At 60.9% G+C, this 12,827-nt stretch carries 16 protein-coding genes; 6 read left to right on the top strand and 10 right to left on the bottom strand.

Annotation, left to right across the window (positions count from 1 at the left end; translation table 11 throughout):
• Positions 1 to 33 precede the first annotated feature (33 nt).
• Both purS and purC read right to left on the bottom strand, forming a co-directional pair.
• Positions 34 to 276: a phosphoribosylformylglycinamidine synthase subunit PurS gene (gene purS / locus FB009_RS19320; RefSeq protein WP_011975653.1), complete on the bottom strand. Its 243-nt coding sequence runs from the start codon at positions 274 to 276 to the stop codon at positions 34 to 36.
• An 18-nt stretch (positions 277 to 294) separates the two neighbouring features.
• Positions 295 to 1,059, bottom strand: coding sequence for a phosphoribosylaminoimidazolesuccinocarboxamide synthase (purC, locus tag FB009_RS19315; protein ID WP_011975652.1), 765 nt, complete (start codon positions 1,057 to 1,059; stop codon positions 295 to 297).
• A gap of 227 nt (positions 1,060 to 1,286) precedes the next feature.
• Between purC and FB009_RS19310 the strand changes: the two genes are divergently transcribed.
• Positions 1,287 to 1,601 (top strand): DUF1476 domain-containing protein, encoded by a 315-nt coding sequence (locus FB009_RS19310; protein ID WP_011975651.1) that lies wholly within the window; start codon positions 1,287 to 1,289, stop codon positions 1,599 to 1,601.
• Positions 1,602 to 1,854: 253 nt separating this feature from the next.
• Here the strand turns inward: FB009_RS19310 and FB009_RS19300 are convergent, their stop codons facing one another.
• The gene (locus FB009_RS19300) at positions 1,855 to 2,409 is read right to left on the bottom strand and encodes an RBBP9/YdeN family alpha/beta hydrolase (protein WP_024311453.1); all 555 of its coding nucleotides are present in this window, start codon (positions 2,407 to 2,409) and stop codon (positions 1,855 to 1,857) included.
• A 162-nt stretch (positions 2,410 to 2,571) separates the two neighbouring features.
• Between FB009_RS19300 and FB009_RS19295 the strand changes: the two genes are divergently transcribed.
• Positions 2,572 to 3,381, top strand: coding sequence for a DUF2189 domain-containing protein (locus FB009_RS19295; RefSeq protein ID WP_102045587.1), 810 nt, complete (start codon positions 2,572 to 2,574; stop codon positions 3,379 to 3,381).
• Positions 3,382 to 3,450: 69 nt separating this feature from the next.
• Here FB009_RS19295 and FB009_RS19290 read toward each other — a convergent pair whose 3' ends face one another.
• The 7 genes from FB009_RS19290 to FB009_RS19260 all read right to left on the bottom strand — a co-directional run bounded on the left by FB009_RS19290 (position 3,451) and on the right by FB009_RS19260 (position 9,497).
• Positions 3,451 to 3,756, bottom strand: a complete 306-nt coding sequence (locus FB009_RS19290) for a PilZ domain-containing protein (RefSeq protein ID WP_011975648.1) — start codon at positions 3,754 to 3,756, stop codon at positions 3,451 to 3,453.
• 130 nt (positions 3,757 to 3,886) lie between these two features.
• Positions 3,887 to 5,194, bottom strand: a complete 1,308-nt coding sequence (purB, locus tag FB009_RS19285) for an adenylosuccinate lyase (protein ID WP_102045588.1) — start codon at positions 5,192 to 5,194, stop codon at positions 3,887 to 3,889.
• A gap of 64 nt (positions 5,195 to 5,258) precedes the next feature.
• The gene (locus tag FB009_RS19280) at positions 5,259 to 5,816 is read right to left on the bottom strand and encodes a hypothetical protein (protein ID WP_011975646.1); all 558 of its coding nucleotides are present in this window, start codon (positions 5,814 to 5,816) and stop codon (positions 5,259 to 5,261) included.
• Positions 5,816 to 6,571 (bottom strand): DUF2259 domain-containing protein, encoded by a 756-nt coding sequence (locus tag FB009_RS19275; RefSeq protein ID WP_011975645.1) that lies wholly within the window; start codon positions 6,569 to 6,571, stop codon positions 5,816 to 5,818. Before FB009_RS19275 ends, FB009_RS19280 begins: the two co-directional genes overlap by 1 nt.
• Positions 6,568 to 7,248: a ribulose-phosphate 3-epimerase gene (gene rpe / locus FB009_RS19270; RefSeq protein WP_011975644.1), complete on the bottom strand. Its 681-nt coding sequence runs from the start codon at positions 7,246 to 7,248 to the stop codon at positions 6,568 to 6,570. Before rpe ends, FB009_RS19275 begins: the two co-directional genes overlap by 4 nt.
• A gap of 156 nt (positions 7,249 to 7,404) precedes the next feature.
• Positions 7,405 to 8,412: a P1 family peptidase gene (locus tag FB009_RS19265; protein ID WP_011975643.1), complete on the bottom strand. Its 1,008-nt coding sequence runs from the start codon at positions 8,410 to 8,412 to the stop codon at positions 7,405 to 7,407.
• A complete protein-coding gene (locus FB009_RS19260) occupies positions 8,409 to 9,497 on the bottom strand; it encodes a branched-chain amino acid ABC transporter substrate-binding protein (protein ID WP_011975642.1) in 1,089 nt (362 codons plus the stop codon). The genes FB009_RS19265 and FB009_RS19260 overlap by 4 nt, the downstream gene beginning before the upstream one ends.
• A gap of 190 nt (positions 9,498 to 9,687) precedes the next feature.
• Between FB009_RS19260 and FB009_RS19255 the strand changes: the two genes are divergently transcribed.
• The 4 genes from FB009_RS19255 to FB009_RS19240 are packed head-to-tail and all read left to right on the top strand — an operon-like array spanning position 9,688 to position 12,825.
• Positions 9,688 to 10,188 (top strand): flavin reductase family protein, encoded by a 501-nt coding sequence (locus FB009_RS19255; RefSeq protein WP_011975641.1) that lies wholly within the window; start codon positions 9,688 to 9,690, stop codon positions 10,186 to 10,188.
• Positions 10,189 to 10,211: 23 nt separating this feature from the next.
• Positions 10,212 to 11,141 (top strand): AAA family ATPase, encoded by a 930-nt coding sequence (locus FB009_RS19250; RefSeq protein ID WP_011975640.1) that lies wholly within the window; start codon positions 10,212 to 10,214, stop codon positions 11,139 to 11,141.
• A 5-nt stretch (positions 11,142 to 11,146) separates the two neighbouring features.
• Positions 11,147 to 12,436 carry a vWA domain-containing protein gene (locus FB009_RS19245; protein ID WP_011975639.1) on the top strand — a complete coding sequence of 430 codons (1,290 nt, stop codon included), beginning with the start codon at positions 11,147 to 11,149 and terminating at the stop codon, positions 12,434 to 12,436.
• A gap of 56 nt (positions 12,437 to 12,492) precedes the next feature.
• Positions 12,493 to 12,825, top strand: coding sequence for an XdhC family protein (locus FB009_RS19240; protein ID WP_011975638.1), 333 nt, complete (start codon positions 12,493 to 12,495; stop codon positions 12,823 to 12,825).
• Positions 12,826 to 12,827: the final 2 nt, after the last annotated feature.

Genomic DNA, 12,827 nt, shown 5'->3' with positions numbered 1-12,827 from the left:
CCGTTTCAACGCAGTGCAATGGCGCCCCCGCCGTCAGGCGAGGGAAATGCTGTAATTTTCGATAACAGTATTGGCGAGCAGCTTTTCGCACATCGCCTTGAGGTCGGCCTCAGCCTGCGCCTTGTCGGCTGTTTCCAGCTGCAGATCAAAGACCTTGCCTTGCCGAACCAGGCCTATGCCGTCAAAGCCGAGGGCGCCGAGCGCGCCTTCGATCGCCTTGCCCTGCGGGTCGAGAACACCGTTCTTAAGCGTCACGGTTACGCGTGCCTTGATCACTTTGACTTACCCTCGAGATTACTTGACCAGCACCGGACCCGAACCGCGCGGCGGCTCGTTTTCGTTGATGATGCCGAGGCGGCGGGCCACTTCCTGATAGGCTTCGACGAGACCGCCCATATCGCGGCGGAAGCGGTCCTTGTCCATCTTTTCTTTCGTCTCGATGTCCCAGAGACGGCAGCTGTCGGGGGAAATCTCGTCGGCAAGGATGATGCGCATCATGTCGCCCTCGTAGAGGCGGCCGCATTCGATCTTGAAATCGACGAGCTGGATGCCGACGCCGAGGAAGAGGCCGGAAAGGAAATCGTTGATGCGGATGGCGAGCGCCATGATGTCGTCGAGTTCCTGCGGGCTCGCCCAGCCGAAAGCTGTGATGTGCTCTTCGGAGACCATCGGATCGTCAAGCGCGTCGGCCTTGTAATAGAACTCGATGATCGAGCGCGGCAGCACTGTGCCTTCCTCGATTCCAAGGCGCTTGGAGAGAGAGCCGGCAGCAACATTGCGCACGACGATCTCGAGCGGGATGATCTCCACTTCCTTGATCAACTGCTCACGCATGTTGAGGCGGCGGATGAAATGCGTCGGAATGCCGATCTTGTTCAGATGGGTGAAAATGTACTCGGAAATGCGGTTGTTGAGCACGCCCTTGCCGTCGATGACGTCATGTTTCTTCTTGTTGAAGGCGGTGGCGTCGTCCTTGAAAAACTGGATCAGCGTACCCGGTTCCGGGCCCTCGTAAAGGATCTTGGCCTTGCCCTCGTAGATACGGCGGCGACGATTCATGGATTTGTCTCTGTGGTTGTTGGCGCTCTTGGGAGGCGCATTGGGAATTTTCTCAGCGGGTCCATATCCGAAAAGAAGACAATTAACAATCGGCCTGTCTTTCCATCCCCGAATTAGATTAGGCTATCATGAAAGCCGCCGAAGGCGAAAAGGCGCATTGCACTTTCGGGAGCCTTTTGGTTAATGACGATGGTGCTTCGGGCAGCAAATTTGAGGGAGATCGACTGATGAACACGATGCAGGACCGCGAGAAGGCTTTCGAGGCGAAGTTTGCGCTGGACGAGGAATTGAGGTTCAGGGCCGTCGCGCGCCGGAACAAGCTGCTCGGCCTTTGGGCGGCCGGTCTTCTCGCCAAGTCGGACCCGGAGGCCTATGCGCGCGAAATCGTCGCCGCAGACTTCGAGGAAGCCGGCCATGAGGACGTCGTGCGCAAGATCAAGGCCGATTTCGACGCGGCTGGCGTAGCCATTTCGGACGACGACATTCGCCTCCGGATGGTGGAATTGCTCTCGGAAGCGGTCACGCAGGTTCAGAAAAGCTGAATTGATGCACGCATGTCGCCGCCCGGATGCGACCGGGCGGTAGGCCTTGGCGGATTGGTCGCCTGAACTTCATCTGTTTGATGAAGGAAATGTGGTAGTGCCATTATTTTGCAGGTTCTTCTCGAGTGCGCAGCCGGCTCCGGACGCGGACCATCGGTATCACCGTGCGGGAGAACTGGTTGCCGAGCAGGCTTCAGAAAACCATTCTCGACTATCTCCGAGTTGCGGCAGCGGGTCTGGGTCAGGCTTAGCGTTAAGCCCGCAGGCGGCTCAGAAACTGAGCAAATACCATCGATCCTTCTGGCCAGGGCCCGTGGCCGGACTCGGTGTTGATGTGGCCCGCATCTCCGGCATCGACGAGCAGTGATCCCCAGGCATTGGCGATGTCGCCGGCGTGCTCGTAAGAGCCGAAGGAATCGTTGCGGCTGGCCACCATGAGCGATGGAAAGGGAAGGGGATCGCGCGGATAGGGGCCGAAGGTCATGAGGTGCTTCGGCCGGATCTTGGGATTGGCGACGTCCGGCGGGGCGACCAGGAACGCGCCGGCAATCGGCTGCGTGCAGTGTGGCAGCGCGTGGATCGCCGTGGCAACGCCCAACGAATGCGCGACGATGACGACCGGCTTCTCGGCGGCATTCACCTCTTCGATCATGCGGGCCACCCAATCCTCCCGCACCGGCTTCGACCACTCGGCCTGCTCGACACGGCGTGCGGTCGACAGCTTGCGCTCCCATCGGGTCTGCCAATGGTTCGGACCCGAGTTGGTGTAACCCGGTACGATGAGGATGTGAGTTTCGGAAACCTTCATGATCATCGCGATTTGGCGACGAAAAAGGCCGAAGTCAAGGCGGAGGCGACAGACGCGGCATTTTATGTATAATCGCCTTTACGGTCGCGGTTCGGCAGCGGCCTTTTTGTTACGCCGCTGTCGCGGTCCGTGGCCGCTCTGGTTCGTTGAGGAGTGTGAGCCATGACAACCTTCCATGTTCTGTCGGGGGCAGATCCTACTGTCACGCATCCCGGCATACGAAAGATTGGCATTGCAGATGTGTTCGACGCGTTGCGTCTCGGGCTCGATGATTTCCGGGAGAAACCGTCGCATTATGTGTTTCTCTGTCTCATATATCCCATCGCCGGCGTCGTATTGATGACGTGGAGCGCGGGAGCAAACATGTTGCCGCTGCTTTATCCGCTCGCCTCCGGCTTTGCCCTCATCGGGCCGGTTGCTGCCATTGCCCTCTACGAGGTCAGCAGGCGCCGGGAACTCGGCATGGATGCGCGTTGGCCGCATGTCATGCGGCTGCATCGCCATCCGGCGATCCCGTCGATCCTTGCCGTAGCCGCCATTCTGTTCGTCATCTTCGTTGTCTGGCTGCTGGTCGCCCAAGGCCTTTACACGACCATGTTCGGGCCGACGCCTCCGGCCACGATCTCGGAGTTCTGGAACAATGTGATAGGCACGGAGCAGGGCTGGAACCTGATCCTGGTCGGCAATCTCGTCGGCTTCGTCTTTGCGGTCGTCGTGCTATCGATCAGCGTGGTGACCTTCCCGCTGCTCCTCGATCGAGACGTGGGTGCGCTGACGGCTGTCGAGACGTCGATCAGGGCGACGCTCGCCAACCCCGTACCGGTCGCCTTGTGGGGTTTGATCATCGCAGCCGGATTGGTGATCGGCTCTATCCCGATCTTCGTGGGGCTTGCCGTGGTCATGCCGATCCTCGGCCATGCCACGTGGCATCTCTACCGCAAGCTGGTCGTGCCGCCCGGGACGGCACGATAGCGCTCGGAGAGGGACGTTGGAACGTTCATCGTCTTCAACGTCCCGTCTCTCAATCGGTTATCGAACCAATCAGCGAAAGAATTTGTAATAGGACGAGATCTGGGCGGCCGTGTTCGAATTCAGGTTCAGCTTGATGCCGATCCTGTCGCCGCGCACCCAGCGCACCATGCCGGAAAGAAAGCCAAGCTCCTCGCTTCGAATCGTGACTTCCTGGCCGATTCTGGCGCCGATATCGAAAAGCAGCTGGAAGCAAATTCCTTCGCCGGCAAGATCGACAACGACACCGTTGCTGGAGCCCGTCTTGCAGGTTACCGAACCGGTTATCCTGGTCCGCTCGCGTGGAGCGGCCCGCTGAACGCTTTCCTTGTAAACCATGGCTTCCTCGGAACCAGATTGCGCAGGTTCGATCTTCTCATGGAGCACCTAAAGGACTGCTAAAGACTTCGCCCGCATTTGAACATCGGATGTCAGATGCGGGCGAAAACCAGCGCTAAAACAGAACGCTCTAAACGGCGCCGAAGACCCTCTGAAAGATCGTGTCGACATGCTTGGTGTGATAGCCGAGGTCGAACTTCTCACGGATTTCCTCTTCGGAGAGTGCCGCGCGCACTTCAGTGTCGGCGAGCAGTTCTTCGAGGAAGTCTTTACCCTGCTCCCACACTTTCATGGCGTTGCGCTGGACGAGCCGATAGGCGTCCTCGCGTGACACGCCTGCCTGCGTGAGGGCCAGGAGAACGCGCTGCGAATGAACAAGCCCGCGGAACTTGTTCATATTCTTCAGCATGTTCTCCGGGTAGACAAGAAGCTTGTCGATCACGCTCGTGAGGCGCGCCAGAGCGAAATCAAGCGTGACTGTCGCATCCGGGCCGATCATGCGCTCGACGGAGGAATGCGAGATATCGCGTTCGTGCCATAGCGCGACGTTCTCCATGGCCGGAACGACAAAGGCTCGAACCATGCGGGCAAGACCGGTCAGGTTTTCCGTCAGCACCGGGTTACGTTTGTGCGGCATCGCCGAAGAGCCCTTCTGACCCGGAGAGAAATACTCTTCCGCCTCCAGGACCTCCGTGCGCTGCAAATGCCGGATCTCGGTTGCGAGACGCTCGATCGAGGAGCCGATGACGCCCAGCGTCGCGAAATACATCGCATGGCGATCACGCGGGATCACCTGGGTCGAGACGGGCTCAGGCTTGAGGCCAAGCGCCTTTGCAACGTGCTCCTCGACCCTTGGATCGATATTGGCGAAGGTGCCCACTGCTCCGGAAATCGCACAGATTGCAATTTCCTCGCGGGCGGCGAGAAGGCGTTGCTTGCACCGGTCGAACTCCGCATAGGCCAGTGCAAGTTTGACACCAAAGGTGGTCGGCTCGGCGTGGATACCGTGAGAACGGCCGATCGTCACCGTGTCCTTGTGTTCGAAGGCACGCCGCTTCAGCGCTTCGAGCAACTTGTCAAGATCGGCGAGCATGAGATCCGTCGCGCGGACGAGTTGAACGTTGAAGCAGGTATCCAGAACGTCGGACGAGGTCATGCCTTGGTGAATGAAGCGGCTGTCGGGACCGACGAATTCGGCGAGATGGGTCAGGAAGGCAATGACATCGTGCTTGGTGACCGCTTCGATCTCGTCGATGCGATCGACGTCGAACTTGGCGGCGCCACCCTTTTCCCAGATGGTCTTCGCGGCCTCCTTGGGAATCACGCCGATTTCGGCCAAGGCATCGCAGGCATGCGCCTCGATCTCGAACCAAATTCGGAATTTGGTTTCCGGCGACCAGATGGCCACCATTTCCGGCCGGGAGTAACGGGGGATCATGGGCTTCAAGCTTTCGTCGAGAGTGGAGGGATGGCAGTGCCTCTATCAAAGATGGCGGCTAAGCTCAACGCCGTTGCCGTGCGTCCGATCGCGCGAGCAGCAGACTTGCGGCCATGAGCGCGACGGCTCCGAGGGGCAGGTAAAGGCGAACGCCGAGAACCAGGAACTGGTAGAAGGCGGCAAGCGAGGTGAACGCAAATTGGAACAGCCAGGTGCGGGTTCCAGTCATTGCATGCCACTGTGCATAGAAAGAGCGGTAGTCGAGCGCGAAGAGGAATGCCGTCGTCCCGATCGTCGCCGCGGCGAGGCACAGGAAAAAGGCAGCAAAGCGTGTTTCGGCAGTTCGGTTCTGCGACAGGCAACGAGCGGCAAATAGCGCGGGCGGCCAGGCCATGAGCCCGCCGGTTGCGTAAAGAGTAAGGATGGCCTCGAGACGGAAAGCCGCGTCGGTTTCACGGCACCACAATGCGAGCCATGCCGACAGCGCCATCATGAAACCCCAGCACAGCGCGCCCACGACCGTTTCCCGCAGGTTCGGAACCGAGTGCGCAAGGCGGAAACGCTCCGGCCGGCTCTGGTCCGTTGTGAAGACTTTCTCCCCGACGGCGGTTTTCCCCTCCATCAGCCGGGAATCCGTACCGGCACCGCGATCCAGCGCCCGTCGGCCGTACCTTCGAATCCGAGCGACTCGACAAGGATCATCACCGCGTGAACCTCGGACCCATCGGTATTGACATGGGTCACGACGGCACCGATGCGGTAGCCCGTCGGACAGCGGCGGCTGAGCGGAATCCGCTGATCGTCTTCGAGCACCTGCGCCACCGGCTTGCCGGCCTGTTTGTTCATCGTGAGGCGGAAGCCTTTGACCTCCTTCAGAAATTCCTTGCAGATCCCTTCCGGCTCGAAGGTTTTCTCTTCGAGCTTCAGCGAATAGATCTTTCGAAAGGATGGATCGGCGGGAAATGACGAATAGGTCAGGGTGCGCGGCGCCGCATCGAGTTCCGTTACAGGATTATAGGCGGCGAGCACTCCCGGCGTGTCGTGGAGACGGTAAGCGTCGATGAGGGGCGCGGAGCGCTTGTTGGCCTGACGACGCGCTCTGTGCAGATGGGCGCCGTCTTCCTCCTCGACGGCGCGCACAGGAGCGCCCGGCAGGAAGCGGTCTGTATTCGTGTCGAGAACGTAGATCGTTGAATAGGGAAAGCCGGAGCCGTCCTGGATTCCGTATTCCTCGAAGGCGAAGACGTTGCCGTCAGACGAAAATCCGATGGGTTGAAAGGCGGCATAATCGCCGGCCGCGGCACCCGATGCGGTCAGCGCGGCCGCCATCGCGCTTGCGGCGGCAATCATGCTTGCGGTTGTCGGGCAAAATTTCATCCGCGCGCCTTTTCCGCCCGTGCGCGTAGCGTTTCGATGGCGCCGCGATAGGATTCGACGGAGCCGCCCTTGAAGATGGCTGAGCCCGCGACCAGTACGTTGGCACCCGCTTTGGCCGCGACTGCTGCCGTTTCAGGCGCTATACCGCCATCCACCTCGATTTCGATCGGACGGCTACCGATCATTGCCTTTATCCGGCGGATCTTCTCCTCGGTCGCGTCGACAAATTTTTGCCCACCAAATCCCGGATTCACCGTCATGACCAGAACGAGGTCGACAGTGTCAAGCACGTATTCGAGAGCGTCCTCCGGCGTCGCCGGATTAAGCGAGACGCCGGCCTTTTTTCCGAGGGACCTCACCGTCTGCAGCGAACGGTGCAAATGCGGACCTGCTTCGGCATGAACGGTAATGATATCGCAACCGGCCTTCGCAAATGCCTCGAGAAAGGGGTCGGCCGGCGCGATCATCAGGTGGCAGTCGAAGGTCGCCTGGGTGTGCGGGCGCAGCGACTTGATGACATCGGGTCCGAACGTGATGTTAGGCACGAAATGCCCGTCCATGACATCGAGATGAATCCAGTCGGCGCCCGCTTGGGTGACGTCGCGAACCTCCTGGCCGAGCTTGGAGAAGTCGGCCGCCAGGATGGACGGGGCAATGCGAATGGGGTGGGTCATCATCAGGGCTCCGGCTCTTTCCCGCGCCGTACAGCGCCGCGCATCCGTCAGACACGCGAAAATCTGTGCTGTATTTGATCCGCGGCATGTTGTTTGAATCGGCTGGGATTCACCGTATGGAGTAGCATTGCGGAGCCTCCCGAACAACCGGCGCGGGGATCAGAAGCGGGCCGACCAGGCTGGTATCAGATCGTTGCCTGTATCGCATGCGTCATAAACGCCGCGCGCGATCGCGCGGGCCATAGTGGCGGCGGCTGCGGCGCTGAGATCGATGGAATCCTGAAGCGACGGAGCTTTTCCACTCGTGCCGGTCGAAAGCGCGAAGACGAGATCGCCGTCGAGCGGCGTATGAGAGGGCCAGAGCGCGCGCGAAAAGCCGTCATGGGCTGCGATTGCCAGCCGCTTCGCCTCCGCTTTGCTGAGCAACGCATCGGTGGCGATGACGGCGATGGTCGTGTTTGCCGGGGAGACTTGCCGCTCCCGAAACTTGAACCGGGGGGTAGCGGCGTCCGCCGGCCAGGGCGATGGCTGGCCAAGCCCGCCGAACTCTCTTTCCATCTCGAAGGGCGCGGCCCAGAAATGGCGTGTCTCGCCAACGGTCGCGGAACCGAAGGCATTCACCGCCACCAGCGCACCGACCGTGATTCCGTTGGCCAGCACCGTCGAGGCTGAGCCGAGGCCTCCCTTGAAGGTGGCCGTGAGCGCGCCCGTACCTGCGCCGGAACTGCCTGTGACGAAATCCGCGGATACGGCATATGCCGCTTCGTAGCCGAGCTCGCGGTAGGGAGCGTAGCGCGCCCAATCCTTGCCGCCGCCATTTGCAAGATCGAAGAGGATCGCCGCAGGCACGATCGGTACGCGGTGTGGCCCGACGGCGAAACCGCGCCCCATCTCGCGCAGTGCCGCCTGCACGCCGGAGGCTGCGTCAAGGCCGAAGGCCGAGCCACCGGAAAGCACGATGGCGTCGACCGCCTGCACCATGTTGTGCGGAGCGAGCAGGTCGGTTTCGCGCGTGCCGGGGGCGCCACCCAATACCTGAACCGCCGCCGTCGCCGGTGGATCGCAGAGCACCGTCGTGACACCGGATTTCAGGTGATGGTCTTCAGCATTGCCCACCAGCAAGCCCGGAACGTCCGTGATCAGATTTCTGGCGCCCTTCTGCATCATTCGGTCGTGCCATTATTGGCTGCATCGACGAAGTGTCCATCCTGCCATCGCATAAGCCTGAAGGGAGTTTCGGCGAGCTCGTGCGAGCGAGTAAACCCTATCGGCCCGAGGACTGTCGTATAGGACCCTTTCGCCAGAGCAACGGCGAGCGTGTTGTCATCTTTTTCTGCCTGGTCCTTCGCCTGTTCGAGCAGGGACACCGCGGCAAAGGCTGGAAGCACATAGCCTTCCGGCTCGATCCCGGCTGCACGCATCGCCTTCGCTACCGGCGCGGCTTCCGCAGAACGGGCGGGATCAGGTATGGTCATGGCGAGAACGCCGTGTTCCAGCGGCACGTCGAGATCGGCGGCTTTCAGTGTATCGCCGCCGAGAAGGGTAATTGGAACATTTTCCGCCTTCGCGTCGCGCGCAATCACCGCGGTGTCGTTACGGTCACCTCCGGTGAAGACATGCGTTGCACCGCTCTTCGCCAGTCTGCGCACGAGGCTCACCTGCTGTTCCTGCGAAGGGCGGTAGGTGTCGGTGAAAACGGGGGTGACGCCGATCTCGGCCAAGCCGTTGCGTACACTTTCCACCAGTTCGCGACTTTGGATCGTCCCGTCATCTATGAGTGCGAGTGGCCTGCCTTTCCAGTTGGAGACGATGGCATCGGTGACCGCTGCCGCTTCCGACTTTCCACTGGGCGCAAGGCGGTAGAACGGCCAGTTTTTCTTAAGCGCGTCCTCCATGAGGATATCCGAGCGGACGCTGACGGTAATGGCCGGAATGCCGGCTCCGGCGAGCGCCGGCAGCGCGGCTTCCAGACTTTCGGTGCAAAGAAATCCGACCGCGGCTTCGGCGCCGCTCGCAAGCAGAGCTTTCGTCAACGCATCGCTGCCCGCTGGATCACAGCTTTCGTTGATCGGGATTACCTGGCTTCCACGATCGCCGGCCTGGAATGCTGCTCCGGCAGAAATCTGCTTGCCCAACGCGGCGAAGGGCCCTTCTGCGGGCGCTACGACGGCGATTTTTACGCCGGCGGCGAAAGCAGGGCCGCTCAGCGTGAGCGCGGCGACTAGGATGCTGGTGGCGATTGGTTTCCGCATGTTTTTTCCCGCTATCGAGCGCCATGTTTTAAGGATGTCGTCGCGCTCGTCAAAGGAAAAGATAGAGGCATTGCAGGCATTGTCGCTGACTTGTTCCCAGGTGCCGCCGATCCGCAAGATTCTCGCCTCGCCGGGTTTCATATTTTTCGCGAGAGTCTATGTATGTGCGAGATATCCGTTCCGGAGCGAGATGTGTGTGTTGGAGAAAACCCGGCTGGACCCGATAACCTACCGTGACGCGATGAGCCGCATGTCGTCGCATGTGCAGCTGATCACTGCGGCCGATGGCAATGAGCGGCGAGGCGTGACGATCACCGCGTCCTGCTCGGTATCGGACGATCCGCCTACCGTGCTCGCTTGCCTCAACGCGGCGAATCGGCGCAATGATATTTTCTCGCGCGGGGGCGGTTTTGCGCTGAACCTCCTGAGCGACAGGCATCACGCATTGGCTCACGCCTTTTCGGGCCGCGATCAGCTCGACATGGAGCGACGTTTTTCCCTCGGCCGATGGGTGCAGCGCACGACCGGCGCGCCTATCCTCGTCGATGCGATCGCTGCTTTCGATTGCCGCCTGATCGAAGTCAAGATCGTGGCGACGCATCTCATCCTCATCGGCGAAGTGGTCGACGTCCAGCTCGGCGAGAAGCAGCCGCCGCTTATTTATGTGGACCGTGGATACCACACGCTATAAGTTTTTCTCCAGGCGGAGGAAGCATGGCGAGACAGGTTAGAGGAAAGTTGCCCCAGTCCATTGACGAGACGAGGGCACTGCTGGAAGCACAGGACTATCTCGCCGGAACCGCGCTCGCGACCGTTCTCTTTCTCGCACTCAGGATGAAGCGCCCGCTTTTCCTCGAAGGTGAGGCCGGCGTCGGCAAGACCGAAATCGCCAAGGTTCTGGCGCGCGCCCTCGACCGTCCCCTTATCCGGCTCCAGTGCTACGAGGGACTGGATGTCGCCTCGGCCGTGTACGAATGGAACTATCCTGCTCAAATGTTGGAAATTCGCCTCTCGGAAGCGGCCGGAATGGTCGACCGGCAAAGGGTGGAAAGCGACATCTTTTCCGAACGCTTCCTCATAAGGCGGCCGGTGTTGCAGGCGATATCGACAACCGCCGGTGGCGCGCCGGTTTTTCTGATCGATGAGCTCGATCGCACCGACGAAGCCTTCGAAGCCTTTCTCCTGGAGGTGCTTTCCGACTTCCAGGTCACAATCCCCGAAATCGGGACGATCAAAGCGGACGAGCCGCCGATCGTCATCATCACCACCAACAGAACGCGCGAAATTCACGATGCCTTGAAGCGGCGCTGCCTCTATCATTGGGTCGATTACCCGAATGCGGCGCAGGAACTGGAGATCATCCGCCGCAAGGTGCCGGGCTGCAGCGCGGCGCTGTCTCGCGAGATCGTCGCTTATGTTCAGAGATTGAGAACGCTCGACCTCTTCAAGAACCCGGGTGTGGCGGAAACGATCGACTGGGCGACCGCATTGACGGAACTAGACGCTCTTGCACTCGATCCCGAGAAGGTGGCCGACACGCTCGGCACCCTGCTCAAATACCAGGATGATATTGCCCGGATCGAAGGCACTGAAGGCAGCCGCCTGCTCGGCGAAGTGAAAGCCGAATTGCTGGCGCAGGGCTGAACATCATGACCGGCGCCAATTCGGGTGAGACCAACTCTTCTGCATCCCGCGAAGGACAGGGACGGCTTGCCGACAATATCGTCTTCTTCGCCCGCGCGCTGAGGCGCGCCGGATTGCGGATCGGCCCCGCCGCCGTCGCTGACGCGATCGATGCGGTCAGGCTGATCGGAATCGGTTCCCGTGGCGAATTCTATGCGGCGCTCCAATGCACCTTCGTCAAGCGCCATGAAGACCAGGCCGTGTTCGACGAAGCGTTCCGGCTCTTCTGGCGCTCTCCGGACCTTGTGAACAAGATGATCGCGCTCATGTCGCCCATTGCCTTGCCTCGCTCCGGGGAGGACCGGCGTCGGCGTGCCGGCGAAGCACGCATGCGTGATGCGCTCCTTGCCGGTCGGCACGGTGCACAGCAGCCGAGCAAGGCGCCGGAGGTCGAGGTCGATGCACGCTATACCGTTTCGGGGCGCGAACTCTTGCGCAAAGCGGATTTCGGCCAGATGACCGCCGAGGAGATCGCCGAGGCAAGAAGGGCCTTGTCCTCGATCCTGCTGCCGCTGGACCGGATACGCACGCGCCGCTATCGCCCCTCCCGCCGTCCAGTGCGAATCGACCCGCGCGCCACCATGCGCGACGCGATGCGGCTTGGAGGGGATTTCATCCTGCCGCGATTTCGCGAGCCACGCTTCGTTCATCCGCCATTGGTCGTGCTTGCCGATATCTCTGGATCGATGAGCCAGTACACAAAAATATTCCTGCATTTTCTGCACGCGCTGACGGAACAGCGGCAGCGTGTGCAGACGTTTCTTTTCGGAACGCGGCTGACGAATGTCACGAGGCAGATGCGCAACCGCGACCCTGACGAGGCGCTGGACGAGTGCATTGCCGCGGTCAAGGATTGGTCGGGCGGCACGCGTATCGGAGAGACGCTGCACGCGTTCAATCGGCGCTGGTCGCGGCGGGTATTAGGACAGGGCGCAGTCGTGCTGCTGATGACCGATGGGCTGGAGCGCGATGACACAGCGGGTCTGGAGGCTGAACTGGGCCGACTGCATCGATCCTGCCGCCGGCTCGTCTGGCTTAATCCGCTGCTGCGCTTCGACGGTTTCGAGGCGCGCGCGAGAGGCGTGAGGGCCATGTTGCCACACGTTGACGAGTTCCGGCCTATACACAATCTCGAATCGGTCTCCGACCTGGTGAAATCGCTGTCCGGCCAGGGAGGACGCGATGCCGACCCACGGCGTTTCCTCAACCATGGACGGCTTGCCGTTGACCGAGCGCCGGCGAATGCGCCACAGTGATTGTAACTTGATCCGATGCAGGATGCTTGCCTGAGTGCAGTTTTCGGAGATGCAGAATGCAGAACGAGCCGAACATCCTCGATCCATTGGCGGTCGCTGAAACCTGGCACGAGCAAGGTCGTGCCGTGGCGCTCGCGACCGTGATCGAAACCTGGGGCTCGGCGCCCCGTCCCGTCGGCAGCCATCTGGTAATCGACGGGGAAGGCAATTTCCAAGGCTCCGTTTCCGGCGGCTGCGTCGAGGGCGCGGTCATCGCGGAGGCTGCCGACGTGATTACGTCCGGTACCCCGCGGCTTCTCGAATTCGGCGTAGCCGACGAAACCGCATGGCGTGTCGGCCTGTCCTGCGGTGGCCGGATCCGTGTCTATGTCGAACGAATTGACGGCTGAAC

Source organism: Sinorhizobium medicae (assembly GCF_007827695.1).
GTDB classification, from domain to species: Bacteria; Pseudomonadota; Alphaproteobacteria; order Rhizobiales; family Rhizobiaceae; genus Sinorhizobium; species Sinorhizobium medicae.
This window is presented reverse-complemented; position numbering and strand designations above follow the sequence as displayed.

Excerpts from the sequence above, each read along its gene's own strand:
- FB009_RS19250 (WP_011975640.1), top strand. The coding sequence starts at position 10,212 with ATGGCGAGACAGGTTAGAGGAAAGTTGCCCCAGTCCATTGACGAGACG.
- purC (WP_011975652.1), bottom strand. The coding sequence starts at position 1,059 with ATGAATCGTCGCCGCCGTATCTACGAGGGCAAGGCCAAGATCCTTTAC.
- FB009_RS19280 (WP_011975646.1), bottom strand. The coding sequence starts at position 5,816 with ATGGAGGGGAAAACCGCCGTCGGGGAGAAAGTCTTCACAACGGACCAG.
- FB009_RS19295 (WP_102045587.1), top strand. The coding sequence starts at position 2,572 with ATGACAACCTTCCATGTTCTGTCGGGGGCAGATCCTACTGTCACGCAT.
- FB009_RS19240 (WP_011975638.1), top strand. The coding sequence starts at position 12,493 with ATGCAGAACGAGCCGAACATCCTCGATCCATTGGCGGTCGCTGAAACC.
- FB009_RS19260 (WP_011975642.1), bottom strand. The coding sequence starts at position 9,497 with ATGCGGAAACCAATCGCCACCAGCATCCTAGTCGCCGCGCTCACGCTG.
- purB (WP_102045588.1), bottom strand. The coding sequence starts at position 5,194 with ATGATCCCCCGTTACTCCCGGCCGGAAATGGTGGCCATCTGGTCGCCG.
- FB009_RS19290 (WP_011975648.1), bottom strand. The coding sequence starts at position 3,756 with ATGGTTTACAAGGAAAGCGTTCAGCGGGCCGCTCCACGCGAGCGGACC.
- FB009_RS19265 (WP_011975643.1), bottom strand. The coding sequence starts at position 8,412 with ATGATGCAGAAGGGCGCCAGAAATCTGATCACGGACGTTCCGGGCTTG.
- FB009_RS19245 (WP_011975639.1), top strand. The coding sequence starts at position 11,147 with ATGACCGGCGCCAATTCGGGTGAGACCAACTCTTCTGCATCCCGCGAA.
- FB009_RS19300 (WP_024311453.1), bottom strand. The coding sequence starts at position 2,409 with ATGAAGGTTTCCGAAACTCACATCCTCATCGTACCGGGTTACACCAAC.
- FB009_RS19310 (WP_011975651.1), top strand. The coding sequence starts at position 1,287 with ATGAACACGATGCAGGACCGCGAGAAGGCTTTCGAGGCGAAGTTTGCG.
- rpe (WP_011975644.1), bottom strand. The coding sequence starts at position 7,248 with ATGATGACCCACCCCATTCGCATTGCCCCGTCCATCCTGGCGGCCGAC.
- FB009_RS19255 (WP_011975641.1), top strand. The coding sequence starts at position 9,688 with ATGTGTGTGTTGGAGAAAACCCGGCTGGACCCGATAACCTACCGTGAC.
- FB009_RS19275 (WP_011975645.1), bottom strand. The coding sequence starts at position 6,571 with ATGAAATTTTGCCCGACAACCGCAAGCATGATTGCCGCCGCAAGCGCG.